At 69.5% G+C, this 21,512-nt stretch carries 18 protein-coding genes; 9 read left to right on the top strand and 9 right to left on the bottom strand.

Annotation, left to right across the window (positions count from 1 at the left end):
• Positions 1 to 1,382, top strand: a 1,382-nt coding sequence (locus tag ESO86_RS01845; protein WP_129233197.1) for a glycosyltransferase, incomplete at its 5' end; no start/stop codon positions are given.
• A 62-nt stretch (positions 1,383 to 1,444) separates the two neighbouring features.
• On the opposite strand, the gene rfbD is transcribed toward ESO86_RS01845, so the two are convergent.
• Positions 1,445 to 2,293, bottom strand: coding sequence for a dTDP-4-dehydrorhamnose reductase (rfbD, locus tag ESO86_RS01840; RefSeq protein WP_129233196.1), 849 nt, complete (start codon positions 2,291 to 2,293; stop codon positions 1,445 to 1,447).
• Position 2,294: 1 nt separating this feature from the next.
• Positions 2,295 to 3,293: a dTDP-glucose 4,6-dehydratase gene (gene rfbB, locus ESO86_RS01835; RefSeq protein ID WP_129233195.1), complete on the bottom strand. Its 999-nt coding sequence runs from the start codon at positions 3,291 to 3,293 to the stop codon at positions 2,295 to 2,297.
• A gap of 74 nt (positions 3,294 to 3,367) precedes the next feature.
• Here rfbB and ESO86_RS01830 point away from each other — a divergent pair, with 74 nt between their 5' ends.
• Together ESO86_RS01830 and rfbA are read left to right on the top strand one after the other, a co-directional pair.
• The gene (locus ESO86_RS01830; RefSeq protein WP_129233194.1) at positions 3,368 to 3,979 is read left to right on the top strand and encodes a dTDP-4-dehydrorhamnose 3,5-epimerase family protein; all 612 of its coding nucleotides are present in this window, start codon (positions 3,368 to 3,370) and stop codon (positions 3,977 to 3,979) included.
• Between the two features lie 3 nt (positions 3,980 to 3,982).
• Positions 3,983 to 4,849 carry a glucose-1-phosphate thymidylyltransferase RfbA gene (gene rfbA, locus ESO86_RS01825; RefSeq protein ID WP_129233193.1) on the top strand — a complete coding sequence of 289 codons (867 nt, stop codon included), beginning with the start codon at positions 3,983 to 3,985 and terminating at the stop codon, positions 4,847 to 4,849.
• A gap of 57 nt (positions 4,850 to 4,906) precedes the next feature.
• Here rfbA and ESO86_RS01820 read toward each other — a convergent pair whose 3' ends face one another.
• The 5 genes from ESO86_RS01820 to ESO86_RS01800 all read right to left on the bottom strand — a co-directional run bounded on the left by ESO86_RS01820 (position 4,907) and on the right by ESO86_RS01800 (position 10,395).
• Positions 4,907 to 6,136: an ABC transporter ATP-binding protein gene (locus ESO86_RS01820; RefSeq protein WP_129233192.1), complete on the bottom strand. Its 1,230-nt coding sequence runs from the start codon at positions 6,134 to 6,136 to the stop codon at positions 4,907 to 4,909.
• Between the two features lie 47 nt (positions 6,137 to 6,183).
• Positions 6,184 to 7,080, bottom strand: a complete 897-nt coding sequence (locus ESO86_RS01815) for a glycosyltransferase family 2 protein (RefSeq protein ID WP_242492154.1) — start codon at positions 7,078 to 7,080, stop codon at positions 6,184 to 6,186.
• An 11-nt stretch (positions 7,081 to 7,091) separates the two neighbouring features.
• Positions 7,092 to 8,009 carry an ABC transporter permease gene (locus tag ESO86_RS01810; RefSeq protein WP_129233191.1) on the bottom strand — a complete coding sequence of 306 codons (918 nt, stop codon included), beginning with the start codon at positions 8,007 to 8,009 and terminating at the stop codon, positions 7,092 to 7,094.
• A gap of 12 nt (positions 8,010 to 8,021) precedes the next feature.
• On the bottom strand, positions 8,022 to 9,209 hold the full coding sequence (locus ESO86_RS01805; RefSeq protein ID WP_165307216.1) for a glycosyltransferase family protein: 1,188 nt from the start codon (positions 9,207 to 9,209) through the stop codon (positions 8,022 to 8,024).
• A 202-nt stretch (positions 9,210 to 9,411) separates the two neighbouring features.
• Positions 9,412 to 10,395: a lysylphosphatidylglycerol synthase domain-containing protein gene (locus ESO86_RS01800; protein ID WP_129233189.1), complete on the bottom strand. Its 984-nt coding sequence runs from the start codon at positions 10,393 to 10,395 to the stop codon at positions 9,412 to 9,414.
• Between the two features lie 116 nt (positions 10,396 to 10,511).
• On the opposite strand from ESO86_RS01800, the gene ESO86_RS01795 reads away from it, so the two are divergent.
• Positions 10,512 to 11,702 (top strand): glycosyltransferase, encoded by a 1,191-nt coding sequence (locus ESO86_RS01795; protein WP_129233188.1) that lies wholly within the window; start codon positions 10,512 to 10,514, stop codon positions 11,700 to 11,702.
• Positions 11,703 to 11,730: 28 nt separating this feature from the next.
• Here ESO86_RS01795 and ESO86_RS01790 read toward each other — a convergent pair whose 3' ends face one another.
• Positions 11,731 to 12,642 (bottom strand): NAD-dependent epimerase/dehydratase family protein, encoded by a 912-nt coding sequence (locus ESO86_RS01790; RefSeq protein ID WP_129233187.1) that lies wholly within the window; start codon positions 12,640 to 12,642, stop codon positions 11,731 to 11,733.
• A 1-nt stretch (position 12,643) separates the two neighbouring features.
• Entirely contained in the window at positions 12,644 to 13,585 is a 942-nt protein-coding gene (locus ESO86_RS01785) for a glycosyltransferase (protein WP_129233186.1), read from the bottom strand.
• Positions 13,586 to 13,799: 214 nt separating this feature from the next.
• Between ESO86_RS01785 and ESO86_RS01780 the strand changes: the two genes are divergently transcribed.
• The 5 genes from ESO86_RS01780 to ESO86_RS01760 form a co-directional block, all read left to right on the top strand.
• Positions 13,800 to 16,559 carry a YfhO family protein gene (locus ESO86_RS01780; RefSeq protein ID WP_129233185.1) on the top strand — a complete coding sequence of 920 codons (2,760 nt, stop codon included), beginning with the start codon at positions 13,800 to 13,802 and terminating at the stop codon, positions 16,557 to 16,559.
• A gap of 90 nt (positions 16,560 to 16,649) precedes the next feature.
• Positions 16,650 to 17,102 (top strand): hypothetical protein, encoded by a 453-nt coding sequence (locus ESO86_RS01775; protein ID WP_129233184.1) that lies wholly within the window; start codon positions 16,650 to 16,652, stop codon positions 17,100 to 17,102.
• A complete protein-coding gene (locus tag ESO86_RS01770) occupies positions 17,099 to 19,150 on the top strand; it encodes a hypothetical protein (protein WP_129233183.1) in 2,052 nt (683 codons plus the stop codon). The genes ESO86_RS01775 and ESO86_RS01770 overlap by 4 nt, the downstream gene beginning before the upstream one ends.
• 76 nt (positions 19,151 to 19,226) lie before the next feature.
• Entirely contained in the window at positions 19,227 to 20,828 is a 1,602-nt protein-coding gene (locus tag ESO86_RS01765) for a DUF2142 domain-containing protein (protein WP_165307214.1), read from the top strand.
• Positions 20,825 to 21,512 (top strand): glycosyltransferase (locus tag ESO86_RS01760; RefSeq protein WP_165307212.1); only part of this gene is annotated, 688 nt, incomplete at its 3' end. The genes ESO86_RS01765 and ESO86_RS01760, both read left to right, overlap by 4 nt.

Genomic DNA, 21,512 nt, shown 5'->3' with positions numbered 1-21,512 from the left:
TCGCGCACGGCGGCGTCGACGAGGCGATGCGGGCCGACCTCGCCGACGCGGCGCGCGAGACCGGTGCGCGGCTGACCGAGGCGGATGCCGCGACCCTCGACGCCCTGATCGCACGGACCGCCGCGGAGCTGCTCGTCATCGTGCGGGGCGGCCGCCTCGTCCCGGACGGCATCGCCAAGCTGGACGGCTTCTTCGCACGATTCCCCGAGGTGCAGGCCGCCTACGGCGACTCCACGACCGACCATGGGGCACCGCTGCTCCGCCCGCTCTTCTCGCCGCTCCGGCTGTTCGGGAACGACTACCTCGGCCCGGTCGTCGCGGTCCGCGTCGGTGCGCTTCGTCGCCTCGGCGGGCTGCGCGCCGACGCGCGCCGCTCGCAGGTCCTCGACGTCGTCCTCCGGCTCGATCGCGCGGGCGAGACGGTCGCGCTGATCCCCGAGGTCCTCGCGGTGGAGGACCTGGCCCACGACGACTACGCCGGCACGTCCGACGCGCAGCGCCGGGTCGTCGAGCACGAACTCTCGTCTCGTGGGGTCAGCGCGAGCGTCGAGCAGGTCGAGCCGTTCCTCCGGCGGGTGCGGTACTCGGTCGAGGACGAGCCGCTGGTCTCGGTCGTCATCCCGACCCGCGGGAGCAGCGCGGAGATCGGCGGCATCGATCGGGTGCTCGTCGTCGAGGCGGTCAGGGGCGTGATCGACGGCTCGACGTACCGCAACGTCGAGGTCGTGATCGTGGCGGATGCCGAGACGCCGACGTCGGTCGTCGAGGAGCTCGAGCGCATCTGCGGCGACCGGCTTCGCCTCGTGCTGTGGGATGCCCCGTTCAACTTCAGCGGCAAGATGAATCGCGGTGCCGCTGCGGCGCGGGGCGAGTTCCTGATGCTGCTCAACGACGACGTCGAGATCGTGACGCCGGACTGGCTCGAGACGATGGTCGGCATAGGTCGGCAGCCGGGCGTCGGCATCGTCGGCGCGCAGCTCTACTTCGAGGACAGCACGCTGCAGCACTCCGGGCAGGTCTACACCGGCGGTGTCGCCGGTCACGCCGCCTTCGGCTGGGAGGGCGGCCGCGACGACTCGATCAAGTCGCTCAGCGTCGATCACGAGGTCTCCGGCGTCACCGCGGCCTGCGCGCTCGTCCGACGCGACGTCTTCCTCGAGGTCGGCGGCTTCAGCCTGGCCTTCCCGGGCAACTACAACGACGTCGACCTGAACATGAAGATCCGTGCGACCGGCCGGTCCGCGGTGTTCTCGCCCTGGGCGCGTCTGTACCACTTCGAATCGAAGACGAGGGACCCGAAGATCCTCGACACCGACATCTCCACGCTGCAGTCGCGATGGTCACGCCGGATGCAGGTCGAGTTGTACTCGCGCATGCTCTGACGGCGAGCGCGTCGCGGCATCCGCCCGTGGTCCGGCCGGATGCCGCGACGCCCTCGCTCGAGTCAGCTGGTGAGGGCGCCGGACCGGACCGCGTCCGCGAGCGCGTCGCGCCACGGGCGCATCTCTGACATCCCGGCTGCCGCCCATGCATCGTGCCCGAGCACCGAGTACGACGGGCGCGGAGCGGGGCGGACGAAGGACGAGCTGTCGGTCGGCGTGATCCGCTCGGGGTCCAGACCGGCTTCCTCGAGCACCGCCCTGGCGAACTCGTACCAGGTCGCCTCGCCGGAGTTCGTGCCGTGGTAGACGCCCGCCGGGGCGTCGGCATCGAGCAGCGCCACGATCTGGGCGGCGAGGTCGGCCGTCCACGTGGGCTGGCCGAGCTGGTCGTCGACGACCGACCACGAGTCCTTCGACTTCGCGAGGTTGAGCATCGTCTGCGCGAAGTTCGCGCCGTGGGCACCGTACAGCCAGGCCGTGCGGACCACGTACGTGCCGCTCGGGTGCGCGGCGAGCGCGAGCTCCTCGCCGGCTGCCTTGGTGCGTCCGTAGGCGTTGATCGGATCGCGGGGGAGGTCCTCGGCGTACGGCTCGGTGGCGTTGCCGTCGAACACGTAGTCGGTCGAGACGGTCACGAGGCGCGCCCCGATCGCCGCGCAGGCCCCTGCGAGGTTCGCCGTGCCCGTCGCGTTCACCGCGTAGGCCTCGTCCTCGTGCGCCTCGGCGTCGTCGACCTTCGTGTAGGCGGCGCAGTTGACGACCACGTCGTGCCCCGCCACGGCCGCGGCGACCGCGGCCGCATCCGTCACGTCGAGGTCGGCGCGACCGAGTGCGGTCACCTCGCGCCCCGCGAGCGCCGCCTGCAGGTCCCGGCCCAGCATCCCGTTCGCGCCGGTGATGAGCACGCGCACGCTACTGGCCCTGCGCCGTGTACTTGGCCTCGGTCTCGTCCTTCTGCGGAGCCCACCAGGCCTCGTTGTCGCGGTACCACGCGATCGTGTCGGCCAGGCCCGACTCGAAGTCGGAGAACTGCGGCTCCCAGCCGAGCTCGGTGCGCAGGCGCGTCGAGTCGATCGCGTACCGCAGGTCGTGGCCCGGTCGGTCGACCACGTGGTCGTAGGCGTCGGCGGGCTGCCCGAGCGTCGTCAGGATCAGCTCGACGACGTCCTTGTTGTTGCGCTCCCCATCGGCCCCGATCAGGTAGGTCTCGCCGATGACGCCCTTCTCGAGGATCGTGAGGACGGCCGAGGAGTGGTCGTTCGCATGGATCCAGTCGCGGACGTTCTCGCCCTTGCCGTAGAGCTTCGGGCGCTCGCCACGGAGCACGTTCGTGATCTGGCGCGGGATGAACTTCTCGACGTGCTGGTACGGCCCGTAGTTGTTCGAGCAGTTGGAGATCGTCGCCTTCACGCCGAACGAACGCACCCAGGCTCGGACGAGCAGGTCGCTGCCGGCCTTGGTCGAGGAGTACGGGCTCGACGGGTTGTAGGGGGTCTGCTCGGTGAACTTCGCCGGGTCGTCGAGCTCGAGGTCGCCGTAGACCTCGTCGGTCGAGATGTGGTGGAAGCGGATGTCGTGCTTCCGCGCCGCCTCGAGCAGCGTGTACGTGCCGATGATGTTCGTGTCGAGGAACGGCCGCGGGTTCGACAGCGAGTTGTCGTTGTGGCTCTCGGCGGCGTAGTGCACGACCGCGTCGTGCTCGGCGAAGAGCGCGTCGACGAGTTCGGCGTCGCAGATGTCGCCCTTCACGAACCGGAAGCGGTCCTCGGGGAGCCCGTCGAGCGAGGCGAGGTTGCCGGCATAGGTGAGCTTGTCGAGCACCGTCACCGAGTGATCGGTGTTGGCGAGCACGTAGTGGACGAAGTTCGAGCCGATGAAGCCGGCACCGCCGGTCACGAGGAGTCTTGACACGCGTTTCATCCTACCGAGGTCGGTGCTGAGCGCTGCGATGGGGCGACGCGACCGGGCTTGGGTAGACTTCCGGGGTGCAGATCCGCGAACTGAAGATCCCCGACAGCTACGAGATCATCCCGAAGCAGTTCGGCGACGACCGCGGTGTCTTCCTCGAGTGGTATCGCTTCGATCGCCTCGAGGAGGCGATCGGACATCCGCTCTCGCTCGCGCAGGCCAACACGTCGGTGTCGAAGCGAGGCGTCGTCCGCGGGATCCACTTCGCCGACATCCCGCCGAGCCAGGCGAAGTACGTCACGGCCACACGCGGTGCGGTGCTCGACTTCGTCGTCGACATCCGGGTCGGCTCGCCGACCTTCGGCGAGTGGGACTCGGTGCTGCTCGACGAGCAGGACCGGCGGGCGATCTACATCGCCGAGGGACTCGGCCATTGCTTCGTCGCACTCACGGACGACGCGACGGTGAGCTACCTCGTGACCGCGCCGTTCAACGCGCCGCGGGAGCACGGAGTGAACCCGCTCGACCGCGAGATCGGGTTGGACTTCACGCTCGACGATGGCGACCTGCTGCTCTCGCCGAAGGACACCGACGCTCCGACCCTCGCCGAGGCCGCGGAATCCGGACTGCTGCCCACATGGGAGGCCGCTCGCGCCTTCTACGACTCGCTGAACTCCAAGGGGAACTGACCGATGCGCGGCATCATCCTCGCCGGTGGATCCGGCACGCGGCTCTGGCCGATCACCAAGGGCATCTCGAAGCAGCTCATGCCCATCTACGACAAGCCCATGATCTACTACCCGCTGTCGACGCTGATGATGGCGGGCATCAACGAGATCCTCATCATCACGACGCCCGAGTACAACGCGCAGTTCAAGGCGCTGCTCGGCGACGGCTCCGACCTCGGAATCCGCCTCGAGTACGCCGTGCAGCCGTCACCGGACGGGCTGGCCCAGGCCTTCATCATCGGCGAGGAGTTCATCGGCGACGAGTCGGTCGCGCTGGTCCTCGGCGACAACATCTTCCACGGCACCGGACTCGGTTCGGCACTGCGGCAGCACAACGACATCGAGGGCGCTGTCATCTTCGCCTACCAGGTGAGCGACCCCACCGCATACGGCGTCGTGGAGTTCGACGACAACTTCACCGCGCTCTCGATCGAGGAGAAGCCCGCCGAGCCGAAGAGCAACTACGCCGTTCCCGGCCTGTACTTCTACGACAACGAGGTGGTCGAGATCGCGAAGACCATCGAGCCCAGCGCGCGTGGAGAACTTGAGATCTCGACGGTGAACGAGCGGTACCTCGAAGCCGGCAGGCTCAACGTGCAGGTGCTGGACCGTGGCACCGCCTGGCTCGACACCGGAACCTTCGAGTCGATGATGCAGGCGTCCGAGTACGTCCGCGTCATCGAGGACCGCCAGGGCTTCAAGATCGGCTGCATCGAGGAGATCGCGTGGCGTGCCGGATGGATCGACGACGCGCAACTCGGTGAACTCGCCGCGCCGCTCGTCAAGAGCGGCTACGGGCAGTACCTGAAGCACCTGCTTGCGACCGAGTAACGTTCGGGCGTACCCGCCGGGGCTCGGAACGCGTCCCGAACCAGTGCGCGGCGATCGTCAGGGAACGATCTCGAACGATGGGCTTGCGTACATCGAGCCGCCGGCGTCCTTCTGGTCCGCGACGTTGAAGCTGGCTGCTTGAACGAGGTCGTGCAGATGGCGCCCGGCGGCATCCATGAACGATACATTCACGAAGTACTTGCCGCCCGCGAGCATCGCGTGATGAGCTGTGATCACCAGCGTGCGTCGCCCGGTCAACGGCCCGAGATCGATTCCAGCGCGCCTCGTGTTCGTGCTCCACACGGGCTGTCCCATCGCGTTGTCGATCTGGACGCCACAGGTCCAGTCCTCGATACCCGTCGAGTGTTCCAGCGTGGTGGTCACCACCACGTCATCGCCAGGCTGCATTGGTGCACCGACGGTGCGGCCCGCGGCCTCGACGTGTGCTGAGAGCACTCGGCCGTTCTCGAGCGCGGCTTCCCGTGGGTCGTCTCGTTCGTTCTCCCGGCGCTCCTCCTCCAGCAGGTCGCGGAACGCGGCGATCGCCGCGTTCGGTTCTCCGTCCTGGATCACCTCGCCGTGATGCAGGAGGATGGCTCGATCCGCCAGCTCGGACACCTGACCCATCGAGTGGGTCACCAGGATGATGGTTCGCCCCTCGGTCTGGAAGCGCTTGATCGTGTCGAGGCACTTCCGCTGGAACGCCTCGTCTCCGACGGCGAGCACTTCGTCGACGAGGAGGATGTCGGGGTCGGTGTGGACGGCCACCGCGAAGGCGAGGCGCACGTACATCCCCGAGCTGTAGAACTTGACCTGCGTGTCGATGAACTCGCCGATCCCGGAGAAGGCGACGATGTCGTCGAACCTCGCCTCGGTCTCGGACTGCGACATCCCGAGGATCGAGGCGTTGAGGAAGACGTTCTCCCGTCCGGTGAGGTCCGGATGGAAGCCCGCGCCGAGCTCGAGCAGGGCCGCGATGCGTCCGCGTCGGCGCACGGTGCCCCGGGTCGGCTCGATGATGCCGCCGATGATCTTGAGCAGCGTGCTCTTGCCGGAGCCGTTGTGCCCGATGAGCGCGACGGTCTGCCCCGCCTCGAGCTGCGCGGTCAGGCCGCGGAGGGCCCAGAACTCCTCGCGGTGACGTCGGCCCGCCCGCCCGAGCGTCACGAGTCGCTCCTTGAGCGAGTTGTCCTTGCGGATGACGAAGCGCTTGGAGATGTCCTGGAGGCTGATGACCTCCGGAGCCGGAGTCTGCCCGACCGGGCTGACCGAACCAGTGCTGGCCATGCGGATTCGCTCCGTTTCTGCGTGGATGTCGGGGAGGTGTGGGCGGTTCACGAGTGCGCTGTTCGCGCGGCGGTCGCGGGCGGCCGCGCGCGCCGCGTGATCCATCTGAGGCGGACCCAGAGGCCCGCCCGAAGGAGCCAACGGACCGGGGCTTGCCACCACGCGGGGTAGCGCCTCGAGAGGTACCGATACGCACTGTCGTGATGGACTGCGAGCATTCGGGTCGACGCATCGCTCGTCGAATGGGCGCCGAGGTGGGTCACCCGAGCGCCGGGAACGTACATGTTCGAGTGGCCGGATGCGCGGACACGATCGCCGAGGTCGACGTCCTCGAAGTACATGAAGTAGCTCTCGTCGAAGCCGCCGAGCCGGCGGAACAAGTCGGTGCGGACCAGGAGGCAGGCTCCGGAGAGCCATCCGGCCGACCGCGGGCCATCGGTGCGAACCGACTCCTCGCGGTACCGCCGGGACCAGGGATTGCGTGGTGCGATTCCGCCGAGCAGCGCATGACCGATGCCCTCGCGCAGGGTGGGGGACCGGCGGGCGGACGGATAGACGGTGCCGTCCTCGTTCAGGATGGCGGGACCGAACGCGCCGACCTCGGGGTGGGCCTCGGCGAACCGCACCAGATAGTCGATGGAGCCGGGTTCGAACCTGAGGTCCGCGTTGCATACGAGGAGGTAGCCGTCGCCATCCGTGACGGTCCGGGCGCCGGCGTTCACCCCGCCCCCGTAGCCGAGGTTCCGGTCGAGCGCGAGGAACCTCGCGCCACCGGTCTCGGCGGCCCTGCGGCTCGCGTCCCGGTCGCGGCTGTCGTTGTCGACGACGAGCACGTCGAGATCGACGTCGTCGGTCGATGCGGCCTTGAGGGATGCGAGCAGGCCCGGAAGGACGCTGCTGGAGTTGTACGCCACGACGATCGTGGTCACTCGCGCGCGGGTCACGGCCGGTGCACCTACAGCGCCTGCGCGAAGTCGCCCTGCATGCGGTTGAACACCGCGTGCGCCGCGACCAGCCCGACGAGTCCGACGAGGATAGCGATGCCTTGGCGCAGCAGGAGATCGTCCGGATAGGAGGCGTCGGCGCCTGCCGTCCAGAAGGCCTTCTGGAACCCGAGCACCGCCAGCGTGATCGGGTTGTTCGTGTAGAGGTCGAGAACCCATGGCTGCACGACGCTCTTGACCATCGACCAGCTGTAGACGATCGGCGACGCCCACATTAGGAGCATCACGACGACCTCGATCAGGTACTGCACGTCCCGGAGGAAGACGTTGATCGCCGCGAGCAGCAGTGCGAGGGCGGCGCCGAAGACGAGGAGGATCGCCAGCGACGGGAAGAAGTAGGCGAGGCCGGCGTGAATGGGGAACGCACCAAGTACGAGAGTGGCCAGCAGCAGGATTCCGAGCTGGATCGCGAAGTTGAAGATCGCCGATCCGATCGAGGCCAGAGGGAAGATCTCGCGTGGGAGGTAGATCTTCTTCACCAGGCCCGCATTGCCGACGATGGACCCCGCTCCGCCGAGGACGATCTCGCTGAAGAGCGTGTATGCGGTGAGGCCGGTGAAGACGTAGATGGCGAAGTCCGGGATGCCTCGCGCTGCGCCGAGGAACTGGCCGAGCACGACGTAGTAGATCGCCAACTGCGTGAGCGGACGCACGAGCGACCAGAAGAATCCGAGTGAGGAGTCCTTGTATCGCGCCTTGAGGTCCCGGCGCACCATCAGGCCGAGCATCTCCCGCCGGCCGAGGATCTCCTTCAACGATCCGACGAGGCTGTATCCGCCGCCGTCCTTCGCGGTCTCCTCCATGGGGAGGTCTGAGAGCGTGCGGAAGCGAGCAGCGCGAATCGCGGCGGCATCGGAGGAGGTACTCATGACGTGGAGAGTCTATTCGGTCGACTTCGGTCTTCCCTGCGCGTCCTTGCGGGCGGGGCGAGGCACGGGTTTCGCGACGCGAGCGACCTTGGACAGCGTCCGGTAGACCGGATGGGTCTCGATGGCCCTGAGGCGGGTCGCGACCTCGTTGAGCCGGGCGTGCGTCTGGTCGAGTTCCGATCGGAGCCTCCGGCTTCGCAGCTGCTCCGCATGAAGGCCTGACCTGGTCTCGTCCAACGCGAACTCCGCCGTGCGAAGCGACTCGCGGACCTCCGTCGCCCAGCCCAACCAGTCCGGCCGTTGCCGTCGACCTGCCGCTCGGACCGGCGCGATGAACGCCTCGAACGACTCCGCACGCGCCCCGTACGAGTGGCGATCCCGCACGATCGCGCGGAGCCGGCCCGCGACGGCTTCGCGCCCGGCGTCGTCGACGAGCAGACCGTCGACCACCTCGACCAGCGTGGTCTCGGCGCCGTACGAGGGCACCTCGGCGAGGCCGAGCTCGGCGAGGCCCAAGCTGGTGTTGGTGATCGGGAGGGCTCCGCACGCCAGGGCCTCGAAGAGGCGGCTGTTGTGATTGCCGAACGCCTTCGCGGGTCGGATGAGGTCATCGAGGACGAGCTTCGCCGAGCCGTACACCGCGGGGAGCTCCTCGAACGGTACCGAGCCTCGGTGGACGATGCCGTCCGGGAGGTCGAGGTGCGCGGCGTTCTGCCCGTACCAGTCGACCCGATGGTGTTCCGATACCGAGCCGATCGCGCCCTGCAGCTCGCGCTCGGCACCCCAGAAGTTCGCCGTGGTCACGATGTCGACGGATCGGGGAGCCTCGGCGGCGCCATCGAACAGGTCGGTATCGACGCCGATCGGGAGCACGCCGACGGGGCCGTCGTAGCGCGCCCGCATCTCGTCGGCCGTGGCCGCCGACGAGGCGAGGAAGCCGTCGAACGCGGCGAGGAAGGGCAGCTCGACCCAGCGCTCGGTCCAGTTCCGGACCCATCCGAGCAGCACCGTCCGCGCCGCGACGCCGCCGGGCACGAAGGACTCGATCATGCTGACGACGACATCCGCATCGGGGAGCGGATCGTGCCACCGGCTCATCGGCCAGAGACGCACCCCCCAGCCGTTGCGACTGAGCGCGCGAGCGAGGCCGAGGGCGACGAAGAGGTCGCCCTTCCCCTCGGCGGGGTCGTCGGTGGACACGCAGAAGACGACGGTTCCTTGGGGACCAGCAGCCTTCGCACCGTCGCAGATCGCGAGGTGGTCGGCGATGACCCCCTCGACGCCTGGCGCGGAGGATTCCGTGCGGTTCGGGGACATTCAGGGCTCTCGGGTGTGCGGGGCGGGTACTCGATCCTTCCACACCCTGTGGGAGAGGGCGAACGTCGGCCCCCGGATCGCCCAGCTAGTCGGCCGGCGCACCCGCGGCTTCGTCCGGACCGTCCGGGCGGAGTCCGTCGGGAAGCGCGGCAGGGTCGCCTCCGGCCGTGCGTCGAGCGGAGACCAGCGCGCCGCCGAACATGGCGAGATCCACGACCAGGAGCATCATGCGGCTGACGATCACGATGCCGAGCAGTGCCGCGGACCCGACGCTCGACGCGAGCACGACGCCGAGGACGAGTTCGCGGACGCCGGCGCCTGCGGGGGCGATGATGAACAGGAAGCCCACGACCCAGGCGAACGCGAACGCCGACACGGACAGCAGGATCAGCTCGGGGTCGGGTCCGACCGTCGCCGAGACGACGCACCACAGGTGCAGCCCGAATGCCGCCCAGCTCGCGAACGACCACAGCGTGGCGACGCCCAGCGATGCCGCTCCGATCGACTCGGGAAGGGTCGAGCTGCGCCGGATCAGTCGGAACCCCCACCGGAGCCAGCGCTCCATCACCGGAGGCAGCAGCAGGAGGATGCCGAGGGCGGCCGCCGCCCAGACCAGCCAGGCGAACTCCTGCAGCTGCGGGAATGCGAACAGCACGCCGATCGACGCGACGGAGCCGGTGGCGACGCTCACGAGGAGCTGCACCAGGATGGTGGCGGCGGTGATGGGCCCCGGGATGCCGGCGCGGATGCCCAGCGCCGTCCCTGCCACGATCGGCCAGACGCCTCCGGGTATGTACTTGCCGATCTGAGAGATGAAGATGATCCGCGAGGCGTCGGCGCGGGAGACCCGGTGGCCGAACGCGATCACGATCGATCGCCACGCGAGCATCGAGCACACGACCGCGACGGCCCCCGCGGCGAGCGACCCCAGCAGCCACCACGGCTCCATTCCGAGCACGGCGGTCGAGAACGCATCCCAGTTGGCCGCCACGATCCAGACGATCGCGGCGAGCGCGACCAGGGCGAAGGCGTACTGGAGGGGCTTGCGATAACGCGACAGGGTGCTCATCCGGACCGATTATCCCGGATGCGAGCTGCGGTTTCGCACAGCCTGCGCGTCCGTAGACTGTCGGAGGCCGTCACCCGGAACCCGATGGCCGAGACGTCATCTTGGAGGTCCCGTACATGGCAGGCCAGAAGCCGCGACTGCTCGTCCTCGCGTCCACGTTCCCCGCGCACGCGTCCGATGGCACCCCGGCGTTCGTCCGCGACCTCGCCGAGCGCGAGGCCGCGCGCTTCGACGTCATGGTCGTCGTGCCGCGCGTGCCCGGAGCGCCCGAACGTGAGCGTCTCGGCGCGCTCGAGATCCGCCGGTACGGCTACTTCCCGCGCCGCTGGGAGGACCTGGCCGACGGGGCCATCATCGAGAACCTCCGCGAGAAGCGGTCACGGTGGCTGCAGGTCCTGCCCTTCTTCGTCGCGCAGTTCATCGCGACGCGTCGGGCGGCCCGCGACTGGCGGCCGGACGTCGCGCACGTCCACTGGATCATCCCCCAGGGCGTCGTCGCCCGACTGGCCCTGAGTCGCACGCCGGCGCTCCTGACGACGCTCGGCGGCGACCTCTATGCGCTGAACGCTCGGCCGCTGCGCGCGCTCAAGTCCAGCGTGGTCCGCTGGGCGCGCGCAGTGACGGTGATGAACGCGGAGATGCGGGAACGGGTGATCGAGTTGGGTGCCGCGCCCGACGCGGTGCAGGTCCTGCCGATGGGGGCCGATCTCTCCGCGGTCCAGGCCGTTCCCGCGGTCGAGGCCGAACCTGATCGGACGCGGATCCTGTTCGTCGGTCGGCTGGTCGAGAAGAAGGGGCTCGAGGTGCTGCTGGACGCGCTGCGCGAACTCGGGTCCGGCCCTACGGTCTCGCTCACCGTCGTCGGCGACGGACCGTTGCGGGCGTCGCTCGAATCCCGCGCGCTCGGACTGGACGTGACGTTCGCGGGGCAGCTCGGTCGTGCGGAGCTCGTGCGGCGGTACGCCGCGTGCGACCTCGCGGTGTTCCCCTCCGTGCTCGCCGCGTCGGGCGACAAGGACGGCCTTCCGGTCGCGCTGCTCGAGGCCATGGCGGCCGGATGCGCCATCGTCGCATCGGACGTCCCCGGGATCAATGAAGCCGTCGAGGACGGGGTGAACGGCGTCCTGGTGCCGCCGGGGGACACGGGCCGCCTGACCGAGACGCTGGACGCCCTCGTCGACGATCCGGCGCTGCGTCAGCGCTTGGGAGCAGCGGCCCGGGAGACCGCGGAGCAGTACTCCGCCGACGCCGTCGGAGCGAAGTACGGCGAACTCCTGACGACCGTGGCGAGCGTCCGCCCCAGCTGAAGTCCGAGTCGGTCGGCCGACCGCCGGCTCAGCGGCGCATCGACGCCCAGGTCCGTTCGAGGCCTTCGTCGAGCGGGGTGAACTCGGGCCCGCCGAACTCGGCGGTGAACCTGGAGATGTCGAGCACGGAGGCCTGGACGAACGTCGGCGGCTGATCGCGCTGCTCCACGCGAGGCTCGATCCCGGTCACCGAAGCCAGGCCGGAGATGACCTCGTTGACGGTGGTGCCGCGACCGCTGCCGATGTTGTACACGAGGTGCTCGGGCTCCGCTTCGACGATCGAGACGATCATGCGGATGGCGTCCTCCACGTAGAGGTAGTCGCGCACCATCGAGCCGTCGCCGTAGCGCAGCACCGGTTCGCCGGCGGCGATCGCGCGAAGGGCGATCGGGATGAGGCCCTGGCCATGGGTCGCGCGCTGCCTGGGGCCGTAGGGGTTCGAGATCCGCAGCGCCACCGATGCGAGCCCGGCGGTCCGCGCGAAGTACCCGAGGTACGACTCCACGGTGAGCTTCCCGATGCCGTACGGCGAGACGGGATGCGGCGACATGTCCTCGTGGACGGGCGACGCGCCGAGGTCGCCGTAGACCGCCCCACCGGACGACGCGAAGTAGACGCGCGAGACGCCCTCCTCGGCGCACGCGCGCAGGAGGGCGATCGACGGGATGACATTGCCGCGCACATCGAGGACGGGATCGCTTCCTGCCGTCGCGGGTGTCGTCGACGACACGAAGTGGAACACCCGATCGTGTCCGGCGACCGCGCGCGCCACGGCCTCGGCGTCTGCGAAGTCCCCGCGAAGGGTGGCGACGTCGGCGTCGAACGCGCGGCGATCGGTGCTGAACCGGTCGAATGCGGTGACGTCGTGCCCGGCCGCGGCGAGGGCATCGACCAGGTGTGAGCCGAGGAATCCGTTCGCCCCGACGACGAGCGCTCGCACGCTAGCGACCGTACCGTTGCCGCTTGAGGAGGTCGAGGGAGTCCTCGCTCAGGGACCGATTGATCCTCGTGAGGTCGGCGATGACGCCGAGTGCGAACGAGAGCAGGGAGCCGGTCGCCAGGATTGCGCCGATGAGGAGCGATTGGATGTGGTCGCCCTGCACCTCGAGGGCCAGCAGCGTGAGGTACCGGACGAACGGGATGAGGGCCAGCACCGCGAGGATCACGCCGAGCGTGGCGAAGACGATGTAGGGGCGGTACATGAGATACGCCCGCACGATCGCGGATCCCGACAGCGCCATGTGCTGCCAGATGTTCTTGAAGAGCCGCGACTCGCGCGTCTTCGGGTTCGTCTCGATCGGGATGCTCGTGATCGCGAGGCGCTTGTATCCCGCCTGGATGATGGTCTCCATCGTGTAGCTGAACCGAGTGACGACGTTCAGCCGGATCAACGACTCCTTCGAGTAGGCGCGGAACCCGCTCGCCGCATCCGGCAGGTCCGTTCCGGCGGCCTTGTTGACCACCCAGCTGCCGAAGCGCTGCATGATCTTCTTGAACTGCGAGAAGTGCTCGACCTTCTGGGTCTGGCGATCCGCGACCACGACCTCGGCCCGACCCTCGATGATCGGCTGGACGAGGTCGGCGATCCGCTCCTGCGGGTACTGGTTGTCTCCGTCGGTGTTGACCACGACGTCGGCACCGTGCAGGAGCGCGTAGTCGACCCCGTCGGCGAACGATCGCGCGAGTCCCATGTTCCGGGCGTGCCGAACGAAGTGGGTGACTCCGAGTTCCTTCGCGACTTCGACCGTCCGATCGGTCGACCCGTCATCGATCACGAGGATCTCGACCTCGTCGACGCCCGGGATCTCGCGGGGGATGGACTTCAGCACTGCGGGGAGGGTCTCCTCCTCGTTCAGGCAGGGGATCTGGACGAATACCTTCATGGGGCTCTCTGCTGGGGGCGCGGTGTGCTGCACGTCGACGTGACGTGCACGTCATTATCTCAGTTCACCGAGGATCGACCGACGCGTGCTCGCGGCCGGGTGTCCGTAGAATGTCCCGGTCCCCCACCAAGGAGAAAATGTGTCGACGGCCACGCCCCCGCACCGCCGACGCCCGTCATCGGGCGCGCCCGCGATCCCAGCCCGCCTCGCGAGAGTGCCATGGGGGATCGTCGCGTCCTGGGGCGCGCTCGTGCTGTTCACCGTGGTCAGCATCGGACTCCCGCTGATCGGGGTGGGAACCTTCCTCGGCACGCAGTTCCTCGCCGCGGTGCCCCCGTGGCAGTCGGAGCTCGCGGACATGTCGCCGATCGCGAACCGACTCATCGGGGACACGATCGACACCATCGCGCCCCAGACCATGCTGTTCGTCGACTCCGTCCGCGCAGGCAGTCCGGCGGGATGGAACCCCTACGTCGCGGGTGGGGCCGAACTCGGCGGACTGCCCAACTTCGGCGTCTACTCACCGCTCTCCCTCCCGTGGTGGGTCCTTCCCGGTGCGCTCGCGCCGGCGTTCGTGAAGCTGCTCGAGATCGCGCTCATCACGCTCGGCATGTCCCTGTTCCTTCGCCGCCTCGGGATCCGCCAGGAGACCTGGCCCGTGGCGAGCATGGTGTTCGCGGCGTCGGGATTCATGATCGCCTGGACCAACTGGCCGCAGACCCGTGTGGCGGCGTTCATCCCACTGCTGTTCTGGGCACTCGAGCGCGCTGCGGTCGAGGCGCGCCTGCGTGACATCCTCCCGGTCGGCCTCGCCGTCGCCGGCATGATGCTCGGCGGCTTCCCGGCGATCGCGGGGTACGCCTTGTACCTCGGCGCGGCGTACGTCGTCGTGCGCGCCGTCCTCATGCGTTCCGGAATTCGCGCGGTGGTCGTCTCCGGTCTCGTTTCGGCGGGCGGCGTGCTGCTCGGCCTGCTGCTGTCGGCGTGGCAACTGGTCCCTTTCGCAGTCAACGCGCTCAACGTGATCGACCTGTCCATACGACAGCAGTCGTCCGAATCCCACCTCCCGATCGAGGACCTCGCCTCAGCGCTCGTGCCCGACATCAACGGCGGACCCACGATCGGCAGTTGGGGCGGCCATCCCGTCGAGCACCTGTCCTACGCGAGCGCGGTGGCTCTGGTCCTGCTCGCGACGGTGGCGCTCTTCCGGCGTGGCGCATCCGTCCAACGCGGCGTGGCGATCTTCTTCGCCATCGCGCTGGGCGTGTCGGTCCTGCTCGTCTACGTCGGCGGTCCGCTGCTCGGCCTCGCCCAAGAGCTGCCCATCTTCTCGAACAACCCGGTCGGCAGGTTGCGCGTGATCGTCGGCTTCAGCGCCGCGATCCTCGCGGCCATCGGGTTCGACAGAATGTTGTCGCCGGATGCTCCCGGGGCCGACCTGCGGCGAACGTGGGCGGGCTCGAGCATCGGCGGCAGGCTCGCCCTGGCCGGTCGGCTGGCGGTCCCGGCGGTTCTCGCGTCGGGCGCCGTCGGCATCGTGTTGCTCGCCCTTCGCCGAGTTCCGAGCGAGCGGCTCGGCGACGTCCGGCATCAGGTGGCCGCCGTCGCGATCACCGCAGTGCTGGCTGCGGGCGTGGTCGTCCTCACCTACTTCGGACGTCGCGCGGTCTATCGGGTCGTCGCAGCAGTTGTGATCCCGATCGTGCTGGTGATCCCGGCGACGCTCGTGGCATCCTCGTGGTGGCCGACGTCGGCGAGCTCGACGTTCTACCCGAGCACGTCGACGCACACGTACCTGGACGACAACCTCGGCGAGAGTCGATACGCCTCGGTCGGCCAGGTCATGCTGCCGGGCTCCAGCTCGCTCTATCGTCAGCGAGCCGTCGGCGGCCACGCATTCATGACGCCGCAGTGGAAAGACCTCATGCTCGCCGTCGACGACCGGGCGCTCCAGAGCCCGACCTACTCCACCCTGCCGCCTGACGGGCTCGAGGAGTACGGGCGGTCCTCGGTGCTGGATCGCCTGGCTGTCCGATACCTCGTCGTCGACCCCGGCGTCGCCCTTCCGGGCGACGTCGAGGTGGCCCCCCGGTCCGGCGGGCTTCGGGCGGACGGCGAGGGCGTCTTCGAGAGCGCGCTGCAACGTGGTCCCGTCCGCGGCCTCGCGTACGCGATCGACGAGGGCGTCGCGTCGTCCGCGGACGGCATCCGTCTCGTCGTCGACATCGTGGATGCCTCGTCCGGATCCGTCCTGACCGAGACGTCGACCTGGGTGCCGGCGACCTCGGGCAACCGGTCGGTCGCGGTGATGGGCGAGGACATCGCCGATGACGTGGAGTGGTTCGCGCGCCTCTCGATCGAGGGCGCCGATTCGGAGTACCGCATCGCGAGTTCCGCGGACGCGGACATCGCGATCGACGTCGTCCGACCCGTCGATGACGGCCTGCGGGTCGTGCATACCGGTGACGCGACGATCCTGGAACGGGAGGGTGCTGCGGAGCGCGTCCACTGGGCGGACGACGCGATCGTCGAGGAGGACTCCGACGCGCGCGTCGACCTGCTCGACTCCGGACGCGTCGACGCCGGCACGGCCGTGCTCGACGCCGAGCCACGGCAGCCGATCGATGCCGGCTCGAACGCCGCCATCGAGATCATCGAGACCGATTCGACGGATCGGCAGGAGTTCCGCGTCGTCGTCGAGGACGGCGACGGGCTCCTCGTCGTCGAGGACTCGTTCCGGCGCCCGGGCTGGTCGGCCACGGTCGACGGCGAGCAGGCCGAGATGATCGCGGCAGACCACGTCGCAGCCGCGGTCGCACTCGACGAGGGCGAGCACCGGGTCGTCCTGTCGTACTCGCCGCCGGGATTCGCGACGGGCACGATCGTGACGTTCGTCACGCTGCTCGGCCTCGCCACGGGCTACGGCGCATGGTGGCTCCGGTCGAGGCGGCGGACCGCCGACGACTCGGACTGACCCCGGCTGCTCGGGCGTGGCGTCTCTCCGTCGCGGGGCATCACGGCTAGCCTGTCGGCGCGGACGACGTGCGAACGGGAGGGGGCACGGATGCGTGCGACGGACACGGGCATCGCCGTGCTCATCGGAGCAGCCTGCCTCGCGACCCTGTCGGCCTGCGGCGCGTCCGGCGTGGACGGGGAGCCGACGCCCTCGACCGAGGGGACCGGCCCCACCGCGTCGCCCGATCCGACATCGGCGTCCACCAGCGCGCCCGCGGTGACGCCGCTGCTCACGCACGTGGAGTGGAACGAGCCGTCGGGCGAGGTGATCGCGTCGGGTCTCGTCGACGGTTCCCTGGACGATGCGGTCGACTGCGCGTTCGAGTTCTCCCTCGCCGGATCCACCGTCACGCGGACCACGGCTCCGCAGCCCGGGCCGAGCAGCCTCGATTGCGGATCGGTGTACGTGACCGGGGACGAGCTCGGTCCCGGACTCTGGTCGGTCTCCCTGCGCTATCTCGACGTGCGAAGCGATTCGACGACGGTCGAGGTGCCCGAATGAGGCGTATCGTTCTCGCGGTCGTCGCGATCCTCGTCGCCGTCGCAGGAGTCGCGGCGGTCGATGCCGTGTCCGGCGACTCCACCGCCAGCGCAGCGGACGCCCGCGACTTCGACCCCGGCATGATCATCAGCGATCAGGTCTTCTACGACCGGTCGACCATGAGCGCCTCCGCGATCCAGTCGTTCCTCGATGCGAGGGTGCCGACCTGTACGGCGACGACGGGGCCGACGTGCCTGAAGGACTACCGCACCACGACGTCGAACAAGTCGGGCGAGTCCGGCCGCTGCAGCGCGTACTCGGGACGATCGAACCAGTCGGCGGCGCAGATCATCTACGACGTCGCACAGGCGTGCGGCATCAACCCGCGCTCGCTCATCGTGCTCATCGAGAAGGAGCAGAGCCTCGTCACCGATTCCTCGCCGACCGATCGGCAGTACCGCAGCGCCACCGGGTACGGGTGCCCCGACACCGCGGACTGCGACAGCCAGTACTACGGCTTCTTCAACCAGGTGTACTCGGCGGCGCTCCAGTTCAAGCGGTACGCTGCCGCCCCGACCGGTCGCGCGTACGAGGCGGGACGCAACAACTCGATCCTCTACCACCCGAACAGCGCATGCGGGACGAAGACGGTCTACATCAAGAACCAGGCGACCGCCGGGCTCTACCTCTACACGCCGTACACGCCGAACTCCGCGGCCCTGGCCAACCTCTACGGAACGGGCGACTCGTGCTCGAGCTACGGCAACCGGAACTTCTGGCGATTGTTCACCGACTGGTTCGGATCGACGAAGGGCAACGACTCGCCGAGCGGTGACGTGACGCGAGCCGTCGGGGGGTACCGCGCGATCGAGGTCAGCGGAACGGCATCCGACCCGAACAGCGCCTCGCCCATCCGCGTCCACGTCTACGTCGACGGTGTCGGCAAGTCCTCCGTCGCGGCCGATCAGCCGACCTCGACCGGTGCGAACGGCTTCACGGCTCGCGTCGGCGGGCTGGACCCGGGCGTGCGGTCCGTCTGCGTCTTCGGCATCAACGTCGGAGCGGGATCGAACACGCTGCTGCGGTGCGTCCGGGTCGCGATCCCGTCGGCGAGCCCGTTCGGCGTGATCGACGAGGCCGCCGGTGCGCCCGGCCAGATCACGTTCCGCGGCTGGGCGATCGACCCCGACACGGTCGATCCGATCCGCGTGCACGTCTACGTCGACGGGGTCGGTCGCGCCTCGATCGCCGCGGACGCGGTGAAGGCCGGCTTGGATGGCGCCAAGCCGGGCTTCGGCGACCGGCACGGATTCGCCGGGACGATCGGCGGCGTCGCCCCCGGCACCCACAGCCTCTGCGTGTACGCGATCAACGTCGCCGCGGGTTCGAACAAGCGGATCGGGTGCGCCCAGGTGGCCATGCCGAGCGGCTCCCCGATCGGCCGGTTCGAATCAGCCGTGGCACCGGACATCGGCGTCATCGACGTGAGCGGGTGGGCCTACGATCCGGACGTCGTCGATCCGATCCGCGTGCACGTCTACGTCGACGGACGGGGCTGGGCGTCGATCGCCGCCGATGTCGAGCGGGCGACACCGACGTGGCCGGGTTACGGCACCGCTCACGGGTTCTCGGCCCGACTCTCCGGCGTGACCCCGGGGTCGCACCGAGTCTGCGCGTACGCCATCAACGTCGGCGACGGCGGCAATGCGGGGTTGGGGTGCATCGACGTGGCCATGCCGCAGGGATCCCCGAAGATCTGGGTCGACGAAGCCGCTGCCGGTGCTGAGAAGGGGACCGCCTTCGTGCGAGGCTGGGCGTTCGACCCGGACACCGTCGACCCCATCCGCGTGCACGTGTACGTCGACGGCGTCGGAGCGGCATCCGTCGAGGCGAGCCTCGTCAAGGAGGGACTGGGCACCGTCTACCCGGGCATGGGCGACCTCCACGGCTTCCGCGCCGACCTCACGGGCCTTGCACCCGGCCAGCACTCGGTGTGCATGTACGCGATCGACAGGGTGAGCCCGGGCTCGACGGTCTCCGCCGGGTGTCGCACCGTGACCGTGCAGTAGCCCCGACCGGATCGGGCCGCCCGGGCCCGCGTTGCTAGACTCGGGCGGTCATGCCTCGGAGCGAGCAGGAGCAGTTGTGGACGCACCGACGGATTCCGGCGCACGTCGCTCCGCCGCGAATCGTGCCGGACTGATCGGCTTCGCCCTGACGGCGCTCCTCGGCATCCTGTGGGCGTTCGCCTCCCCGATCTTCTCGGTTCCCGACGAGAACGCGCACGCGACCAAGGCGATCGCCCAGGTCCGCGGCCAGGTGATCGGCGACAAGGTCGAGGGCGTCCTCCACCTCGTGGTGCGCCTGCCCGACGAGTACCGGTACGACCCCGCGCTGCTCTGCTACGTCGACGACGAGAACCGCTCGGCCGACTGCGGCGTCGCGCTCGGCGACGCGGGCGGGCAGGACTGGTTCAACACCTGGACCGGCGCCTACAACCCCGTCTACTACGCGCTCGTCGGCTGGCCCTCCCTGGTCATCGGCGGCGACGCGGGCGTGATCGCGATGCGCATCGTGAGCGCCGTGATCGGCGCGCTGTTCGTCGGCGCCGCGTTCCAGCTCGCCGTGGCGGGCGCGAGGGCGCGGTGGATGCCCCTGGCACTCGCCTTCTCGGCGCTGCCCATGTGCGTCTACCTCATGGGCTCGGTCAACCCGAACGGACTCGAGATCGCGGCATCCGTCGCCCTGTGGGTCGGGGTGCTGCGCCTGTTCGAGGCGCACGGCGACGGATCCCCGGCGGTGTTCTCGCGGACCTGGATGTGGGTGGTCGTCACGCTCGCATCCGCCGCACTGGTGACCGCACGCGCACTCGGACCACTGTGGCTCGTCGTCATCGTCGCGCTGGCAGCGCTGACGGTCGGCTGGGCGCCGGTGCGGAGCCTCTTCACGACCGCTCGGAGCTACCTGTGGCTCGCGGTCATCGCCGTCTTCGGGCTGTTCTCGCTCGGCTGGACGCTGGTCGGCGGCAGCCTCTCCAGCCAGGCGCGGGAGGGGGACGCCCCGCTCGTCGGCGCGGGATTCCTCGAGGGCGTGGTCTACATGCTCCGCCTCACCGATGAACTGCTCCAGCAGGCGATCGGCGAGTTCGGATGGCTCGACACCGTCATCCCCGCCTGGGCCCTGTGGGCGGTGGCGGCGGTCGTCGGCGCCGTGGTCTTCCTCGCGGTCGGCTCGTCGCAGCGACGCGATACCGTCGTGATCTCCGTCGTGATCGCGGCCTGCGTCGTCGTGCCGGTGCTCGTCCAGGCGCGCTCGGTCGGCCAGACCGGGATCATCTGGCAGGGCCGGTACGGGCTGTTCCTCTACCTCGGCGCGCTGATCGTGATCTGCCACCTGCTCTCCCGCCGGACCCCGGATCGCATCGCACGGCTCTCGGTGCGGTACACGTGGCTCGGCAGCGTGCTCCTCTCCGCGTTCGGCGCGTACGTCTTCCTGTTCGTGATGTACCGGTACGTGGTGGGCCTGGACGACCGCATCACCGAGATGGTCCTCGCGCCCGAGTGGCAGCCCCCGGGCGGGTGGCCGCTGCTCGTGGCGCTGTACGCGCTCGCCTCGGCGGCGTACGCGGCATTCATCGGACGGCTCGGCGTCCAGGTCGCGAGGCTCGATTCCGACCTCGCGCCCGTCGACGTCGCGGCCGTCGCTCGGGCGACGCAGGGGGACGGGTCGGGGAGCCCCAGCGCATGAGCCGGCAGCGCGTGGCGATCGCGTACGACTGCGTCTTCCCCGTGAACACGGGCGGCGGGGAACGCGTCTACCGGCGCATGGCCGAGGAGCTGGTGGCGCACGGCGCGCACGTGACGTACGTCACCCGCGCGCAGTGGCCGCCGTCCGATCCGCCGGCGGCTCCGTTCGACCTGGTCTCGGTGTGGCGCGGCGAGATCTACGACGAGGACGGCGTGCGGACGACGCGCAGTGCCGTGGCCTTCGCGTTCGGACTGTTCCGCCACTTCGTCCGGCACCGGCGCGACGTCGACCTGGTGGTCGTCGCGGCGCTGCCCGTGCTCAACGTGTTCGCGGTCCGCGCGGCGCTCCTCGGGCGTCCCGTCGTGGTCGCCGTCGACTGGCTCGAGGTCTGGCCCGCACGCAAGTGGCGGGCCTATGCAGGAGCGGCGACGGGGACGGTCGCGGCGGTGCTGCAGTGGCTCGCGGTCCGGCTCGGCGACATCCGACTGGTGAACAGCGGCTTCACGCTCGCGCGCCTCCGCGCGGCACTGCCCGGCGCGGACCCGATCGTGCTGGGACTGCTCGACCTCGCAGGCCCGCCGAACGCCTCCGCCGTTCGCGCGACACCCGGATCGCGGGGCGGCGCGCGGGCCGCGGCCCCCTACGTCGTCTTCGTCGGCCGCCACATCGCGGACAAGCGGCTCG

The sequence above is a fragment of the Agromyces binzhouensis genome (assembly GCF_004135055.1).
GTDB classification, from domain to species: Bacteria; Actinomycetota; Actinomycetes; order Actinomycetales; family Microbacteriaceae; genus Agromyces; species Agromyces binzhouensis.
Note: the sequence above shows the minus strand (reverse complement) of the source record. Positions and strands in the feature narration are given on the sequence as shown.

Bases quoted from the DNA above. Each gene is read 5' to 3' on its own strand.
- ESO86_RS01775 (WP_129233184.1), top strand. From the start codon at position 16,650: ATGCGTGCGACGGACACGGGCATCGCCGTGCTCATCGGAGCAGCCTGC.
- rfbA (WP_129233193.1), top strand. From the start codon at position 3,983: ATGCGCGGCATCATCCTCGCCGGTGGATCCGGCACGCGGCTCTGGCCG.
- ESO86_RS01795 (WP_129233188.1), top strand. From the start codon at position 10,512: ATGGCAGGCCAGAAGCCGCGACTGCTCGTCCTCGCGTCCACGTTCCCC.
- ESO86_RS01810 (WP_129233191.1), bottom strand. From the start codon at position 8,009: ATGAGTACCTCCTCCGATGCCGCCGCGATTCGCGCTGCTCGCTTCCGC.
- ESO86_RS01785 (WP_129233186.1), bottom strand. From the start codon at position 13,585: ATGAAGGTATTCGTCCAGATCCCCTGCCTGAACGAGGAGGAGACCCTC.
- ESO86_RS01820 (WP_129233192.1), bottom strand. From the start codon at position 6,136: ATGGCCAGCACTGGTTCGGTCAGCCCGGTCGGGCAGACTCCGGCTCCG.
- ESO86_RS01800 (WP_129233189.1), bottom strand. From the start codon at position 10,395: ATGAGCACCCTGTCGCGTTATCGCAAGCCCCTCCAGTACGCCTTCGCC.
- ESO86_RS01770 (WP_129233183.1), top strand. From the start codon at position 17,099: ATGAGGCGTATCGTTCTCGCGGTCGTCGCGATCCTCGTCGCCGTCGCA.